The following is a 14,730-nucleotide window of genomic DNA, read 5'->3' as shown; positions in this document are numbered from 1 at the left end:
CATACTGTTGGATTTCTATGGCTTCTTCAGTCGACCCGATTCGCGAGATCCTGCCCGAATCCGAGCAGCCGACCGATCGGCCGGGGCCGGACGACCCCGCCTCGACGGCGATCGCCTCGTCCTTGCGGACGGCCATCGAGCGGATCCAGGCGGCCGAGGCCCTGGCCCGCGGCGGCGAGGTCGAGGGGGTGCATCGGCTCCGCACCTCGGCGCGTCGGCTCCGCAGCGAGCTGCAGGCGTTCCGCGAACTGGTCGACCCCGAGTGGGGCACGCGGCTCCAGGGCGAGTTGCGCTGGCTGGGCTCGGCGATCGGCGAGGTCCGCGACCTGGACGTCCTCCGCGAACGGTTCGCGAAAGGGGAGTCGGACGAGGATCGGCGGGCCCTCGCGCCCCTCTTCGACTGGCTCTCCGCGCGCCGGGCCGAGGCCGGTCGGATCATCGAAGAGACCCTCGACGGCGATCGCTTCCGGGCCCTTATGGACGAGCTTCGCGCCGGCGTCGCCGACCCGCCGCTCGTCGCGAAGGCGAAGAAGCCCTGCCGCAAGGTGCTGCCGCCCCTGGTCGCCGCGGCCTGGAAGCGCCTGCGGAAGGACGCCGAGGGGCTCGACGCCCACACCCCCGATCCGGTCTTCCACGAGGTCCGCAAGCGCGCCAAGCGCGCCCGCTACACGACCGAGCTGATCGCCTCGGCGTTGGGCCCGAAGGTCGAGAAGCGGTCCCAGCGGGTTATGCGCCTGGCCCGCAAGATCCAGGACCTCCTCGGGGAGCATCAGGACGCCGTGGTCGCGAGCGGGGAAGTGGACGCCTTCCTGGCCCAGGGCCCGCACGACGAGGAATTCCGCTGGGCCGCCGTGGGCCTGCTGGAGCGGCTCCGCGCCGCCGCCGACGCCTCGCGCGACGCGTTCCTCGAAATCCGGCCGAAGCTCGACAAGGCCAAGAACCGGGGCCGGCTCGACCCGAAGGACTGAAGGGGGGAGGCCGGGCCGGCCGATTCAGCTTAGCGCCTCGGTTGCGAAGGGATAGACTCCCGTCCCGAGGCTCGGGCCGGGTCCCGCGCGGTCGGCGATCGTCGCCGCGGCACGGAGGATGGGGACCACGGCCGGGCCGACGCGCCCAAGTTTGAACCACGGAGGGAGATACGATGCGGCGGATCGCGGTGCTCAACCAAAAGGGCGGTGTCGGCAAGACCACGTCCACGGTCAATCTCGCCGCCGCGCTGGCCGCGGAAGGCCACAAGGTCCTGGTGATCGACCTGGACCCCCAGGCCCACGCCACCCTCCATCTCGGCCTCCTGCCGGGCCGGTCCGGGCCGTCGCTGTACGAGGTGCTCACCCAGAACAAGAGCATCCAGGAGGTGCGCCGGCAGGTCGCCGACAACCTGTCGATCGTCGGCAGCCACATCGACCTGGCCGGCGCCGAGCTGGAACTGCTGGGGACCGTCGGCCGCGAGGTCATCCTCCGCGACCAGCTCGCCGCCGACGAGGAGGACTACGACTTCGTCCTGATGGACTGCCCGCCGTCGCTCAGCGTCCTCACCCTCAACGCGCTCTGCGCCGCGAACGAGGTGATGATCCCGCTCCAGGCGCACTTCCTGGCCCTGCACGGGCTCTCGAAGCTGCTGGAGACGGTGAACCTGGTGTCGAAGCGGGTCAACCGCGACCTGAAGGTCGGCGGGGTCGTCCTCTGCCTGTACGACGCCGGCACCCGCCACGGCGGCGAGGTCGTCGAGGACCTGCAGGCGTTCTTCGACGCCAAGAAGAAGGGGGTCTCCCCCTGGTCCGACGCCAAACTCTACAAGACCCGCATCCGGCGCAACATCCGGCTGGCGGAGTGCCCGAGCTTCGGCCAGTCGATCTTCCAGTACGCCCCCACAAGCCGGGGCGCCGAGGACTACGCGTCGCTCGCCTCCGAGGTCCTCGGCGGCGCGCCGGCCTCGCTCTGGGCCGATACCGACGCCGATTCCGACGAGGCACCGGCGGCCGACGCGACGGCCGCCTGACCGTGCGGGCTTAAACCCCATCCATCCGGCCGAGGGCCTTCCGTCATGCGATGGGTGGGGATCGACGAGGCGGGCTACGGGCCGAACCTCGGCCCCCTGGTGATGACCGCGGTCGTCGTCGAGTCGTGCGAGGCCGGCGACCGCCGCGACCCGTTCGAACTCGACCCCCCCGCGCGGCTCTGGGACGACCTGGCCGCCACCATCCGTCGCGCGGCCGGGGGGAGGCTCGACGCCCGCTTCCTCGTCGACGACTCCAAGGCGATCCTCAAGGGGGGGAAGGGGCGCGATCGGCTGTTCGGGAGCTGCCTCGCGCTCCTCGACGCCGTCGGCCGCCCCCTCGCCGGATGCCCGGCCGAGCTGGTCGCGACCCTGGCCGACCGCAACCCGGCCGAGGCCGAGATCGTGCGCTGGCTGGATCCCGGCGAGCCGGAGCTTCCCTGGCCGCCGGGGGACTGGTTCGCCCGCCTGCCCGACCGCTTCGCCGCCCGGCCGTTCGCGCCGCCTTGCGGCACATGGCGCGTGGCCGAGGTCCTCGTGGAGATCGTCGGCCCGGAGCGGTTCAACGCGGGGCTGTCGCGGCACGCCTCGAAGGCCGCCGTGCACTTCGAGGCCTTCGAACGCCTGATGCGCGCGGTCTGGGAGCACGCGGAGGACGGCCGGCCCACGCGCGTCCGGGGGGACAAGCACGGCGGCCGTCACTTTTACCTGGACCTGCTGAGCGGCGCGTTCCCCGGGACCTGGATCGACAGGGGGGCGGAAGGTCCCGAGCTGAGCGAATATACGATCCGCGAGCCGGGGCGGTCGCTGAACCTCCGCCTGACGCCCCGAGCCGACGCCGACGACGCGCTGGTGGCGCTGGCGTCGATCGTGGGCAAGGCCGTCCGGGAGTGCTGGATGGACGTGTTCAACGCGTTCTGGGCGCGCCGGGTCCCGGGCCTCAGGCCGTCGGCCGGGTATCCGATCGACGCCTCGCGGTTCCGGCGAGACGTCGAGCCGACGGCGGTGGCCCTGGGGATCGGGCCTCGGCTCTGGTGGCGGGAGCGTTGACCGCGGCCGGGAGCCGAAGGGGAGGGGACGGCGGGGAGCCGCTGGGGGCGTGCGACGGGGCCGGGTCGGGCCCCGCTCTCAGCGCTCGCGGTAGACGATGCGGCCCTTGAGGAAGTCGTAGGGCGAGATCTCGACGGTCACCCGGTCGCCCGGGACGATGCGGATGAAGTTCTTCCGCATCTTGCCCGCGATGTGCGCGAGCACCTTGTGGCCGTTCTCCAGCTCGACCATGAACTGCGTATTCGGGAGCGCTTCGACGATGCGCCCTTCGGTGCGGATCGGTTCTTCTTTAGGCACGCGGGTCTCCTGCGACGACCCGCGCCGGCCATGCGAGGCGGGGGTCGTGTCTAGCCTTCGGTCTCGTCGCGACGGGCGGGGTGAGGCGACTCGCGGGGATGGCCGGCCTGGGTCGCCTCGTTCCGCGAGGGGCGCGGAACGTCGCAACGACCATTGTAGTCGATGCGACGCCCGCCGAACAGATCATCCCCTACATGAACGCTCGTCGTGACCTTTCATCCTTTGGGGGCGAAGACCGGCGTCAGGCCGGGCTCGCGGAACCGGACGTGATGCACGGCGTCGACGGCCGTGATGATCAGGCCCCGGCCGTCGGCGTCGCCCCAGTTGAGGTTCGAGGGCCGCTTGGGGGTCGGCACGATGCCAAGCAGGCGGCCGTCGGGCTCGAAGGCCCAGATGCCGAGCGCGACGGCCACATAGACGCGGCCGGCGAGGTCGACCTTGATTCCGTCCGGCCCGCCGTTCTCGCCGGGGTCCAGCTCGGCGAAGGTCCGGCCGGATCCTTCTTCGAGCCCGCCGTCGGCCAAAACGCGGAAGGCTCGGACGTGGTAGCGGGCGGTGTCGCAGACGTAGAGGGTCTTCTCGTCGGGCGAGAGGGCCAGGCCGTTGGGCTTCTCGAAGTCGTCCAGCAGCTTCGTCAGCCGCGAGCCGGGGTGGGCCGAGGGATCCCAGCGGAAGACGCCCTGGAAGGAGATCTCCTTGTCCTCGGGCTTCACGCCGTAGGGCGGGTCGGTGAAGTAGACCAGGCCGTCGGACCGGCAGACGACGTCGTTGGGGCTGTTCAGCCGCTTCCCCTCCCACGTCTCCACGACGGTCCCGTAGCCGGACCCGTCGAGGGCCATCCGCGAGAACCGGCGGCCGGTCTGCTCGCAGAAGACGATCCCGCCGTCGATCGCGAAGGTCTGGCCGTTGGCCGCGCCGTTGCGGTCGCGGAACAGCGTGACCGAGCGGTCGGGGTGGATGCGGTGGGTCTTCTCGGCCTTGATGTCCTGCACCAGGATCGAGCCGTCCGGAAGCCAGAGGGGCCCCTCGGTGAACTCGAATCCCGAGGCCAGCGTCTCCAGGCGGTCGCCCGCGATCAGGCCGGACAGGCCGGCGTCCCTCAGGATCTCCATGTCGTCGTCCTCTGCGATAGGTCCCGGCCGGGTCGTCGGGGCGTCAGCCAGTGGTGGGGCGGTGCGCGATCCGATAGAATGGTCCTGAATCTTCCGACCTTCAAGTCGTCCCCAAGTCCACCGCCGCCGCGTATCCCGGCTTGGTGAGGAGCACGCCCGATGCCACCGGAGCTGGATTCCCAGGATCTCTCGAAGGCCCGCACCTTCTTCCAGTACGGCAACGACGCCGCGACGAAGTCCAACTTCGCCTACGCGATCGACATGTACAAGCAGGCCTGCAAACTGGCCCCGGACAACATCCCGTTCCGGCAGGCCTTGCGGAGCGTGCAGCGTCGCAAGTTCGGCAACGAGCCCTCCAAGGTCGGCCGGCTCGTCGGGATGACCAACAAGCCGCTCCACATGAAAGCCCGCTCGGCCCGCGGCAAGCAGAACTACACGACCTGCCTGGAGATCCTCGAGGACGCGTTCACGAACAACCCCTGGGACGTGACCGCGGCCCGCGAGGGGGCCGAGGCGGCCGAGATGATGGAGCAGTATACGCTCGCCCAGTGGTACCTGGAGTCGGTCCAGAGCGAGGCCGCCAAGGACGCCGAGTTCCACCGCCACGCCGCCCACGTCCACGAGCTGTGCGAGTCCTGGCCCAAGGCCATCGCCGCCTGGGAGACCGTCAAGAAGCTCGACCCCCACGACGACGAGGCCAACCGCAAGATCAACGGCCTCTCCGCCAGCGCCACGATCAAGCGGGCCAAGTACGAGGACGCGATCGAGGACAAGAAGGTCGAGCCGTCCGAGACCGCCGAGGACGTCCGCACCCGCCTGGAGCAGATGAAGGCCGAGAAGCTCACCCCCGAGGAGCGGCTCCACAAGGAGATCCAGAAGGACCCCAAGCAGGTCTGGCCGTACATCGAGCTGGCCGAGATCTTCCGCAAGCGGAGCCAATTCGAGCACGCCGAGAAGATCCTCGGCGCCGGCATCAAGGCCGTCCCGCGCGACTCGATGCTGATGCAGAACTACGCCGAGGTCCAGATGATCCGGCTCAAGCGGGCGCACGACGCGCTGGCCAAGCGCGTCGAGGACGACCCGACCGACGTCACCTCCAAGTCCAAGCTCGAACAGATCGCCCGGATGCTCCTGGACTACGAGATCAAGGAGTACCGCCGCCGGATCGCCCTCAGCCCGGAAGACCACAAGCTCCACTACGAGCTGGGACGCTGCCTGGCCCGCGACGGCAAGCACGCCGAGGCCATCGGCGAGTTCCAGGTCGCCAAGGGGAGCCCCAACCTGAAGGTCCCGGCGCTGCTCCAGGCCGGCCTCAGCTTCGAGGCCGACGGCCGCGGCAAGCTCGCCGAGCGGACGTACCAGGAGGCCCTCAAGGCGATCGAGCCCGAGGACGTCGAGAACTTCAACGCCATCCATTACCAGCTCGGCCGCGTGAACGAGAGCCTGGGCAACATGGAGGCGGCCGAGGAGCACTACAACGAGGTCGCTTCCAACGACTACACCTACCGCGACGTGGCCCAGCGACTTCGCAACTTGAACTGAAAACTCGGTTCATGGTACAGTCTTCGCCTTGAGCAGGCCGACCTGACAGGAGGCCCCCCTCGTCGCCGGCCCCCGTCGCGCCCGATCGCGCGGCAGCGGAAGGCCGGCGCCGTGCGATTCCGGACCGTCACCCGGGCGCGGGCGGGCCTGTTTTTCGTTTCGTTATCCTCGTGGGAAGATCGACGGACCTATGCCAACGACCGATTCGGCCGCCAAGCGGCTGCGCCAGAGCGCCAAGAAGCGCCTCCACAACCGGATCGTCAAGAAGATCGTGAAGACCTCGGCGCGCAAGGCGCTCGAGACCGTGGCGGAGAAGGACTTCGACGCGGCCGAGACCCAGTTCCGCGCGGCCGTCGCCAAGATCGACAAGGCCGGCGCCCGCGGCGTCCTCCACAAGAACACCGCCGCCCGCCGCAAGAGCAAGCTCGCCCGCAATTACAAGGCGGCCCTCGAGAAGGCCAAGTCGGCCTCCTGACCCGACCGAACCCGGGCCGACCGATCGGCGCCCGTCGCGGAGGTCCCGCGATGCCCCCCCTGAACGAAGCGATCCCGGCGATCGTCCGCGCCCTCGGCGGACGGCCCGCCGCCCCCCCCGAGCGCGACTCGCGGTTCGAGGCGGCGATCGCCTTCGCGGCCTCCGGCGGCCTCGCCTCCGGGCGGGGCGACCGGATCGCCGCCGCCCTCGACGGGGCCGGCCTGCTCGAACCCGACGCCCTGGCCGACGCCCCCCTCGAAGAGGTCGTCGACGCCCTCCGCGACGCGCGCATCGAGGCCAACCCGAAGGCCGTCCGGCTGCTCCAGCGGATCGCCGCCTGGTATCGCGCGCACCGCGACGACCTGGAGGCCGAGATCCCCGCCGGATCCGGGCCCGAGGCCGCTCGCCGCGACGAGCTGGCCGCCGTCAACGGCGTCGGGCGGAGCACCGCCGACGCCGTGGCCCTGCACGTCTTCGGGGCCGCGACCTACCCGGTCGACCGCGCGTCCTATCGCATCCTCGTCCGCCACGGGTGGATCGACCCGACCGTGGATTACGACGAGGCCTCGCACCTGCTGACGTCCGCGGCGGAATCCGACCCGGCGATCCTGGCGAGGATCTCGGACGGGTTCGCCGACCTCGGCCGACGCTTCTGCAAGCCTTCCGGCCCGCGCTGCGAACCTTGCCCGCTCCGAATCGTCTTACCCGACGGCGGCCCGGTCGACGTGGGCTGACCTCCCCGTCGCATCCCTACCGTCCGTTCGCGCGAGGAGCAGGGCATGGCCGAATACCGCCTCGAAGGGCCGAAGCCGGCCCGCATGTACGAGGTCATCCTGCCCAAGAAGATCGGCTACTTCGGCAAGATCCAGGAGGTCCTGGAGGACCTCTTCGACGAGGCGGCGATCCGCAAGATCCCGTTCGTCCGGCAGTCGATCGCCCGGAACCGGAAGCAGAAAGGGTTCGACGAGGATCGCTGGGTCAAGGCCCTCTGCAAGGCCAGCCGAGGCTATTCCATCTACGAGATGGACGGCCGATTCCTCTCGGCGGACGGGCCGGTCGACGAGCGCGTGATCGTCATCCGGTTCCTCTTCCACAATCCCGCGGCCGACGGTCGCGACGACGGCACGGACTTTCTGAGCGTCTCGCTCGAGGTCGTCAACCACCTCGTCGCCCGCCGATTCGCGCAGGAGCTGGGCGTGGAGGAGGAGATCTGGTTCGTCGAATACAGCCATCCCCAGCTCTCCATCTGGCGGCGGTCGTCGACCGACCCCGTGGCGGGCGAGGCCCCGAATCGAGGCAAGAAGCCATGAGCGCCATCTCCTTCCTGATCGACCGCTACGCCCTCGGCCCCGCGATCCTCGAATACGCGGTGTACGGCCTGTCCGACCAGCTCGTCCTGGCCCGCCCCGGCCCGGGGGCCTGGAGCATCGCCGAGCTGGTCGCCCACCTGGCCGACAGCGACGTCGTCGCCAGCGACCGCATGAAGCGCGTGATCGCCGAGCCCGAGCCCACGCTCCTCGCCTACGACGAGTCGGCCTGGAACGACCGCCTGGACATGCAGCAGGCCCCGATCGAGCAGGCTGTCGCCCTCTTCGCCGCCAATCGACGCTGGACCGAGCGGATCCTCCGCCACGCCACGGAGGCCGACTTCGCGCGCTACGGCATGCACACCGAGAAGGGGAAGGTGACGCTGGCCGACCTGGTGGTCACCTACGTGAACCACCTCGACTATCACCTGAAATTCCTCTACGGCAAGCGGGCGAACCTCGGCGTGGCGATCCAGCCCCGGTACTCCTACCCCATCGTCTGAGGACCCCACGCGTGACCCGCCTGTTCGCCGGCACCCCCTGGGACCGCCCCCCCGTCTGCGAGGCCTGCGGACGCCTGGAATCGGAATGTGCGTGCCCCCCGAAGGCGAAGGAGCCCGTCCGCATCCCGCCCGAGACCCAGACGGCCGTCCTGACCCTGGAGAAGCGACCCAAGGGGAAGGTCGTCACCGTCGTCTCCGGCCTCGACCCCGAGGGGAACGACCTCGACGAGCTGGCCGCCCGCCTGAAAGCCTCCTGCGGCACCGGCGGCACCCTCAAGGAAGGCCGCATCGAACTCCAGGGCGACCACCGCCCGGCCGCCGAGAAGGCCCTGCAGAAGATCGGCTACAAGACGAAACGCCGCTGAGGACGCGGGGTGGATCCTTGAGGCTCAGGGAAGCTCGCCGGCTGAATCGGGCCGGAAGCCTTTCCTGTGCTTCGATCCTTGCCGAGGTCGCTGGGGGCTATCCTTCCTCGACGACCAGGCGAGGCCGGCGGCACGGCGCGCTTGCTGCGGCGCCTATCGCCGGCCCCGAAGTGCAAGGGCTGCACTCGTCGCCTTCAGCACCGTCGCGCTCGACGCCGCCACATCTAACGAATGCAGGGTAAATCACTCTTTATGGCGTGCCGTATTCTTCCAGCAGAAATGGGCACGGACGGCGTCTGGGAGAAGGAGGCGAGCGACGACCGCGATGGAAGCGACGGTCGCCGTGGCGGAGATCGGACTGCCGAAGATGAAGATCCAAGGGTGATTTTTATGCAAGGAGTTGAGAATAGGTATGAGAGGCGGCGCGGACTGATGCTCCCTTGCGCCCTCGAGCGCCACGAGAAGAAACGCTAAAAAGACCGTCAGGAATGTGGTTGCGATCAGCAACTCGGAAACCGATACGCAAATCCTCGGCGCAGGTGGATCGGGATTGTTCATGGCGTCGTGACCCTGACGCTGTCGATGAAGCCCAGCTGCTTGTCCATGTCGTAGGCGAACTCGACGGGTTGACGGCGCCGCTCACAGGTGCTCGCGGATGGTATCGCGGGCGAGCCCGGAAAGGCTGATCTCCGCCTCGGCTTTCAGTCGCCGCTAGAGGTCGGATTCGATTCGGAAGCTGGTTCGATCCATGATGGTCACGCTCCCTGGTTGGTTGATGCCTCAGACATTTTACGAGGACCTCGGGGCGCGGACAATCCGGGGCGCGTCCACGCCGTCGCGCCCGCCGCGATTGCCCGATCTTCGGGACGTCGATAAAATCGGGGTGGCGGACTCGTAGGTTGCTCGACGCGGGCTCTTTTTGCAATCGAGGTCCCCCATGCCGCTCGCCCGTACGGCCGCCACGCTCGACGACCTCGCTCGCGTGGAAGGCAAGGCCGAACTGGTCTCTGGGAGGATCGTCCACGCCCTGCCCACGGGCTTCCGCCCCGGCCGGGTCGCGGCCCGCATTTTCCGGAGCCTTGACGACTTCGCCGAGGCGACCGGCCGTGGCGTGGCCCTGCCGGACAACGTCGGGTTCGCGGTCCCCGAGCTGAGTTCCGGTCGCGAATCGTTCTCCCCCGACGCGGCGTATTATCTCGGCCCCTTGCCGTCGAATCCGATGCGCTTCCTCCAGGGGCCGCCCACATTCGCGGTCGAGGTCCGCAGCGAGAACGACTTCGGCCCCGCCGAGGCGGGGATGGCCGCGAAGCGCGCCGACTACTTCGAGGCCGGGACCCTCGTCGTCTGGGACGTGGACCCCATCGGCGGGATGGTCCGCAAGTACCGCACGGACGATGCGGCCCGGCCGATCGAGTTCGTGCCGGATCAGGAGGCCGACGCCGAGCCCGCAGTCCCCGGCTGGCGCCTGGCCGTGGAGCGGATCTTCGCCTGAACCCCCGCCTGCTGCGCGGGGCCCGGCTCTGGTATCATCGCCTGGCTCGGCGGGACGATCCGCCGAGCTTCGGTGACAGCCGCGCCCAGGGGAACGGGTCCATGACGATGCACGCGATGCCGGTGATGATCGGGGTGCTGGCGATCCTGGCGATCGCCTTCCGCTTCTACAGCGGGTTCCTGGCCCGTCGGGTGGCGGCGCTCGACGATTCGCGGGTCACGCCGGCGTTCCGCTTCGAGGACGGCCAGAACTTCGAGCCCACCAACCGCTGGGTCCTGTTCGGCCACCACTTCGCGGCGATCTCGGGCGCGGGGCCGCTGATCGGGCCCGTGCTGGCGATCCAGTTCGGCTACCTGCCGGGCCTGATCTGGATCGTCATCGGCGTCTGCCTGGCGGGCGCGGTGCAGGACATGATGGTCCTGGCCCTCTCTACCCGGCGCGACGGCAAGAGCCTCGCCGGACTGGCGCGGACCGAGATCGGCCGGCCGGCGGGCCTGGCCGCGTCGATCGCCATCCTCTACATCATCGTCATCGCCCTGGCGGGCCTGGGCGTGGTCGTGGTCAAGGCGCTCGGCGGCGAGGAGGTCGCCATGAAGAAGGGGACCGTCCTGGCCTACCCCGAGGGCGCCCAGGTCGACGCTCGGATGGCCCCGGGGGGCCCCAAGGTCTACGACGTGCCGCCCGGCTCCAAGTACCGCTTCGGCGCGGGCGAGGACCAGGCGATGGACTTCCAGGAGCCCTTCCAACTCGCCGTCCCGGCCGACCAGTCGCTGCGGGCGGCGGCCGACGGCGCGGGCTTCGAGCTGCCCGAGAACGCGCGTCGGCTCGTGCCCGGAAGCTCGTGGGGGACCTTCACGATCGCCATGACGATCCCGATCGCCCTGTTCGTCGGCTGGTACATGTACAAGCTCCGGCCGGGGAAGGTGGTCGAGGCCTCGCTCATCGGCGCGGTGATGGTCCTGGCGGTCACCGGGCTGGGGAGCCTGGTGCCGAAGTCGCCGCTGGAGCCGTATTTCGCGCTCTCGCGATTCTGGACGGTCGTCGCGGTCGCCGGCTACGGCTTCGTCGCCGCGGTGCTGCCGGTCTGGCTCCTGCTCGCCCCGCGCGACTACCTGTCCAGCTTCCTGAAGATCGGCACGATCTTCCTGCTGGTCGGCGGCCTGGTGGTGGCCAACCCGAAGCTCGAGGCGCCGGCCGTGAGCGCGTTCTTCGCGAACGGCGGCGGGCCATATTTCAACGGGCCGATCTTTCCTTACGTCTTCATCTGCATCATGTGCGGGGCCATCTCCGGATTCCACTCCCTAGTCGCCTCGGGCACGACCCCCAAGATGATCATGCGCGAGGGGGACGTCCGCATGATCGGCTACGGGGCGATGCTGATGGAGGGGCTGGTCGGCGTCGTCGCCCTGATCGCCGCCGCGGCCCTGCCGAGCGCCATGTATTACGACATCAACATCGACCTGGGCCGACGCCCCGACTTCCTGGCGGCCAACCCCGATTTCGCGCGGTTCCTCAAGGCGGGCGAGTTCGACATGCACGGCGGCCACGGCCCCGACCCGGCCCCGACGAGCGAGCTGGTCCAGATGGAGCGCGAGGTCCAGGAGTCGCTCCACGGCCGGACCGGCGGCGCGGTCACGCTGGCCGTCGGCATGGCCCGGATCTTCACCCAGGCGATGCCCGGCCTGGGGGCGCTCCAGGCCTTCTGGTACCACTTCGCCATCATGTTCGAGGCGCTCTTCATCCTGACGACGATCGACGCCGGCACGCGGATCGCGCGGTTCCTGGTGCAGGAGATCCTCGGCCGGATCTGGAAGCCGCTGGGCGACCTGGACTGGCTCCCGGCCTCGATGCTGGCGACCGGCCTGGTGGTCTTCGCCTGGGGCTACTTCATCGCCACTGGGTCGGTGGAGAGCATCTGGCCGATGTTCGGCCTGGCGAACCAGCTGCTGGCCGTCATCGCCCTGGCCGTGGTGACGACGGGCCTGTTCAACGCCGGCCGGGGCCGCTACGCCTGGGCCACGATCCTGCCGATGGCCTTCGTCGTCGCCACCACCGGCACCGCCGCCTATTACGAGATCACCGGCAAGTTCTGGGGGATGATCCGGGCCGGGGACGTCCTGAAGGGTTCGCTCAACATCGGGCTGACCGCCATGCTGATCGCCTGCGTCGCCGTCATCCTGGCCTCGGCGATCGCCCGCTGGGTCGCCCCCCGGCCGACCCTCGCCGATGGTCCCCGCGACCGCGAGCTCAATACGCCCGATCTGGGCGGTTGAGCCGACCGCGCCCCGGAAGCCCAACGACCCCCGCCGGTCCACGATTCTCGTGCGACCTTCGGATCCCATTCGAGGATCCGGACCATAGTCCAACTGGCGGGCTTGCGCGCGCCGAGGCTGTGACGCCCGGCCGGACCGTGGGGCTGGAGCGAGGGGGGCGGGAAATGCGTCGAACGAACCCAATTTCGCGGGCCGAACTCTCGTCGCAAAAGCCTTGTAGTATGGGGCTTGCGTCCGATGGGTTCGTTTTCGGGGCGGGACGAACGAAGCCGATTCCCCGCGGAGCGGGCCCGAGCGGGGACCGACGGTGCCGTTTACAGGCCGATCCTCGAAAGGGGGACGCTCCGCACTCGATACCGCCGAGTCGTGGTGCCCGGATCGACGCCCTGCGACGGCTCCGAGGCGGCGGGGTTGACCGAGGAGTCTCGAAAAGTGCGCCGAACGAACCCAATCCCGGGGCGTCGATTTCGGTTTTAAAGCTAGGCTAGACCGGGGTTTCGGTCGATTGGCTTCGTTTCTCGGCGGGCGCGAACGAAGCCGATCGCGGGGAAGGGCCGCCTCCCCCGGCGCGGGCCGGGGGAGGGCGGGAGTGCCGGGGCTCAGGCTTCGCCGGCGCCGACGAGGGAGTCCTCGGGGGCGCGGTTGCCCAGGACGCTGTGGTTCTTGCCGTAGAGGAAGTAGATCACCAGGCCCAGGAGCATCCAGACGATGAGCCGGATCCAGGTGTCGACGGGGAGGGGAAGCATGAGCGCCACGGCGGTCAGGACGCCCATCGGGGCGGTGAACCAGATGGCGGGGGCGCGGAAGGGGCGCTCGACGTCGGGCTGGGTGATCCGCAGGTAGAGCGTGCCGGCCGAGACGACGGCGAAGGCGAAGAGGGTTCCGATCGAGGTCAGCTCGCCGGCGACGCTCAGCGGGAGGATCGCGGCGGCCGTCATGACGATCAGGCCGGTGATGATCGTGGTGATGTAGGGCGTGTGGAACCGCGGATGGACCTTGGCGGCGAAGGCCGGCAGGAGGCCGTCCTTGGACATCGCGTAAAAGATCCGGGGCTGGCTCATGAGCATGACGAGGATCACGGAGCTGAGGCCCATGATCGCGCCGATCTTCACGTAGAACGAGAGCCAGGGCATCTTCATGGCGTCGGTGGCGACCGCGACCGGGTCGGGGACGTGGAGCTGCTTGTAGTTGACCACGCCGGTGAGGACGATCGAGCCGAGGAAGTAGAGGGCCGTGCAGATGACCAGCGAGCCGATGATGCCGATGGGCATGTCGCGCTGGGGGTTCTTGGCCTCCTGGGCGGTGGTGGAGACCGCGTCGAAGCCGATGTAGGCGAAGAAGACGAGGCCGGCGGCCCGGAGCACGCCGCTCCAGCCGTACTCGAAGTTGTACCAGGGCCCGACGGAGGGCTGGATGTAGGAGCCGCCCCAGTTCTTGCTGTCGACCATGGGGAGGCCCAGGACGATCAGGAGGACCAGGATCGAGACCTTGATGAAGACGATGACGTTGTTGACCCGGGCCGACTCCTGGACGCCGACGACGAGCAGGGCGGTGACCAGGGCGACGATCAGCATGGCCGGGGCGTTGAACAGGGCCTCGACCTGGGGGAAGCTCGCGAAGTCGACGCCGGCCTCGGCCAGGCGGTCCTTCACGGAGTCGAGCATCGACCAGCCGTGGCGGAGGTGGAGGCGTCCGGCGACGTCGTCGGGGACCTCGATCATCTTGGTGCCCGGCGAGGCGAGGAACCGCGGGGGCAGGTCGAGGCCGCGGTCGTGGAGGAAGCTGGCGACGTATCCCGACCAGTTGATGGCCACGGTGGTCGCGCCCACCATGTATTCGAGGATCAGGTCCCAGCCGATCAGCCAGGCGATGAACTCGCCCATGGTGGCGTAGGCGTAGGTGTAGGCGGAGCCGGCGACCGGGACGGTCGAGGCCATCTCGGCGTAGCAGAGGCCGGCGAAGGTGCAGACGATCCCCCCCAGCACGAACGAGAGCGAGATCGCCGGGCCGGCGTACCGGGCCGACGCCTCGCCGGTCAGGCCGAAGAAGCCGGCGCCGATGACGGCCCCGATCCCGAGCATGATCAGGTTCACGCCCGTCAGGGTGCGTTTCAGGCCGTGCTCTTCGCTGGCGGCCGCCTCGGCCTTCAGCGCGGCGATGGATTTACGGACCCACAGATTCGCCATCGTGTCCTCTCACAGGTTTCCGTTGGATGCAGGGGGGCTCTGGATCGGGGGCGCCGTCGCCGGTTCGGGGCGACGGGCGAGGGGGACGCGGCCCGCCGGGGGGACCCGGCGAGAGAGGAGGGGCGGCGTTCG

General features: G+C 69.4%; 15 protein-coding genes. 11 read left to right on the top strand and 4 right to left on the bottom strand.

The features are described from left to right. Positions 1-17: 17 nt before the first annotated feature. The 3 genes from G6O68_RS03970 (at position 18) to G6O68_RS03960 (ending at position 3,046) form a co-directional block, all read left to right on the top strand. On the top strand, positions 18-968 hold the full coding sequence (locus G6O68_RS03970) for a CHAD domain-containing protein (protein ID WP_165245051.1): 951 nt from the start codon (positions 18-20) through the stop codon (positions 966-968). A 173-nt stretch (positions 969-1,141) separates the two neighbouring features. Next, positions 1,142-1,999 carry a ParA family protein gene (locus G6O68_RS03965; RefSeq protein ID WP_165245049.1) on the top strand — a complete coding sequence of 286 codons (858 nt, stop codon included), beginning with the start codon at positions 1,142-1,144 and terminating at the stop codon, positions 1,997-1,999. A gap of 45 nt (positions 2,000-2,044) precedes the next feature. After that, positions 2,045-3,046 (top strand): hypothetical protein, encoded by a 1,002-nt coding sequence (locus tag G6O68_RS03960; RefSeq protein WP_165245047.1) that lies wholly within the window; start codon positions 2,045-2,047, stop codon positions 3,044-3,046. Between the two features lie 78 nt (positions 3,047-3,124). Here G6O68_RS03960 and infA read toward each other — a convergent pair whose 3' ends face one another. Then, on the bottom strand, positions 3,125-3,343 hold the full coding sequence (gene infA / locus G6O68_RS03955) for a translation initiation factor IF-1 (RefSeq protein WP_165245045.1): 219 nt from the start codon (positions 3,341-3,343) through the stop codon (positions 3,125-3,127). Positions 3,344-3,558: 215 nt separating this feature from the next. Beyond that, positions 3,559-4,455, bottom strand: coding sequence for an SMP-30/gluconolactonase/LRE family protein (locus tag G6O68_RS03950; protein WP_165245043.1), 897 nt, complete (start codon positions 4,453-4,455; stop codon positions 3,559-3,561). A 159-nt stretch (positions 4,456-4,614) separates the two neighbouring features. Here G6O68_RS03950 and G6O68_RS03945 point away from each other — a divergent pair, with 159 nt between their 5' ends. The 6 genes from G6O68_RS03945 (at position 4,615) to G6O68_RS03920 (ending at position 8,647) form a co-directional block, all read left to right on the top strand. Then, positions 4,615-5,997: a tetratricopeptide repeat protein gene (locus tag G6O68_RS03945; protein ID WP_165245041.1), complete on the top strand. Its 1,383-nt coding sequence runs from the start codon at positions 4,615-4,617 to the stop codon at positions 5,995-5,997. A 190-nt stretch (positions 5,998-6,187) separates the two neighbouring features. Next, the gene (gene rpsT, locus G6O68_RS03940; RefSeq protein ID WP_165245039.1) at positions 6,188-6,472 is read left to right on the top strand and encodes a 30S ribosomal protein S20; all 285 of its coding nucleotides are present in this window, start codon (positions 6,188-6,190) and stop codon (positions 6,470-6,472) included. Positions 6,473-6,522: 50 nt separating this feature from the next. Next, positions 6,523-7,206, top strand: coding sequence for an endonuclease III (locus tag G6O68_RS03935; protein ID WP_165245037.1), 684 nt, complete (start codon positions 6,523-6,525; stop codon positions 7,204-7,206). A gap of 45 nt (positions 7,207-7,251) precedes the next feature. Beyond that, positions 7,252-7,782, top strand: coding sequence for a hypothetical protein (locus G6O68_RS03930; RefSeq protein ID WP_165245035.1), 531 nt, complete (start codon positions 7,252-7,254; stop codon positions 7,780-7,782). After that, a complete protein-coding gene (locus G6O68_RS03925; RefSeq protein WP_165245033.1) occupies positions 7,779-8,282 on the top strand; it encodes a DinB family protein in 504 nt (167 codons plus the stop codon). Before G6O68_RS03930 ends, G6O68_RS03925 begins: the two co-directional genes overlap by 4 nt. An 11-nt stretch (positions 8,283-8,293) precedes the next feature. Further along, positions 8,294-8,647, top strand: coding sequence for a translation initiation factor (locus tag G6O68_RS03920; RefSeq protein ID WP_165245031.1), 354 nt, complete (start codon positions 8,294-8,296; stop codon positions 8,645-8,647). 243 nt (positions 8,648-8,890) lie between these two features. On the opposite strand, the gene G6O68_RS03915 is transcribed toward G6O68_RS03920, so the two are convergent. Beyond that, complete coding sequence (locus G6O68_RS03915; RefSeq protein ID WP_165245029.1) at positions 8,891-9,205, bottom strand: hypothetical protein; 315 nt, start codon at positions 9,203-9,205, stop codon at positions 8,891-8,893. Between the two features lie 379 nt (positions 9,206-9,584). On the opposite strand from G6O68_RS03915, the gene G6O68_RS03910 reads away from it, so the two are divergent. Continuing rightward, positions 9,585-10,139 (top strand): Uma2 family endonuclease, encoded by a 555-nt coding sequence (locus G6O68_RS03910; RefSeq protein WP_165245027.1) that lies wholly within the window; start codon positions 9,585-9,587, stop codon positions 10,137-10,139. A 101-nt stretch (positions 10,140-10,240) separates the two neighbouring features. After that, positions 10,241-12,412 (top strand): carbon starvation CstA family protein, encoded by a 2,172-nt coding sequence (locus G6O68_RS03905; protein WP_165245025.1) that lies wholly within the window; start codon positions 10,241-10,243, stop codon positions 12,410-12,412. A gap of 599 nt (positions 12,413-13,011) precedes the next feature. On the opposite strand, the gene G6O68_RS03900 is transcribed toward G6O68_RS03905, so the two are convergent. Further along, the gene (locus G6O68_RS03900; RefSeq protein ID WP_165245023.1) at positions 13,012-14,598 is read right to left on the bottom strand and encodes an amino acid permease; all 1,587 of its coding nucleotides are present in this window, start codon (positions 14,596-14,598) and stop codon (positions 13,012-13,014) included. Between the last annotated feature and the right edge of the window lie 132 nt (positions 14,599-14,730).

Origin of the sequence: Paludisphaera soli, assembly GCF_011064595.1 — a bacterium.
Taxonomy (GTDB): domain Bacteria; phylum Planctomycetota; class Planctomycetia; order Isosphaerales; family Isosphaeraceae; genus Paludisphaera; species Paludisphaera soli.
The sequence above is the reverse complement of the archived record's forward strand: the minus strand, read 5'-3'. Positions and strand labels throughout refer to the sequence as shown.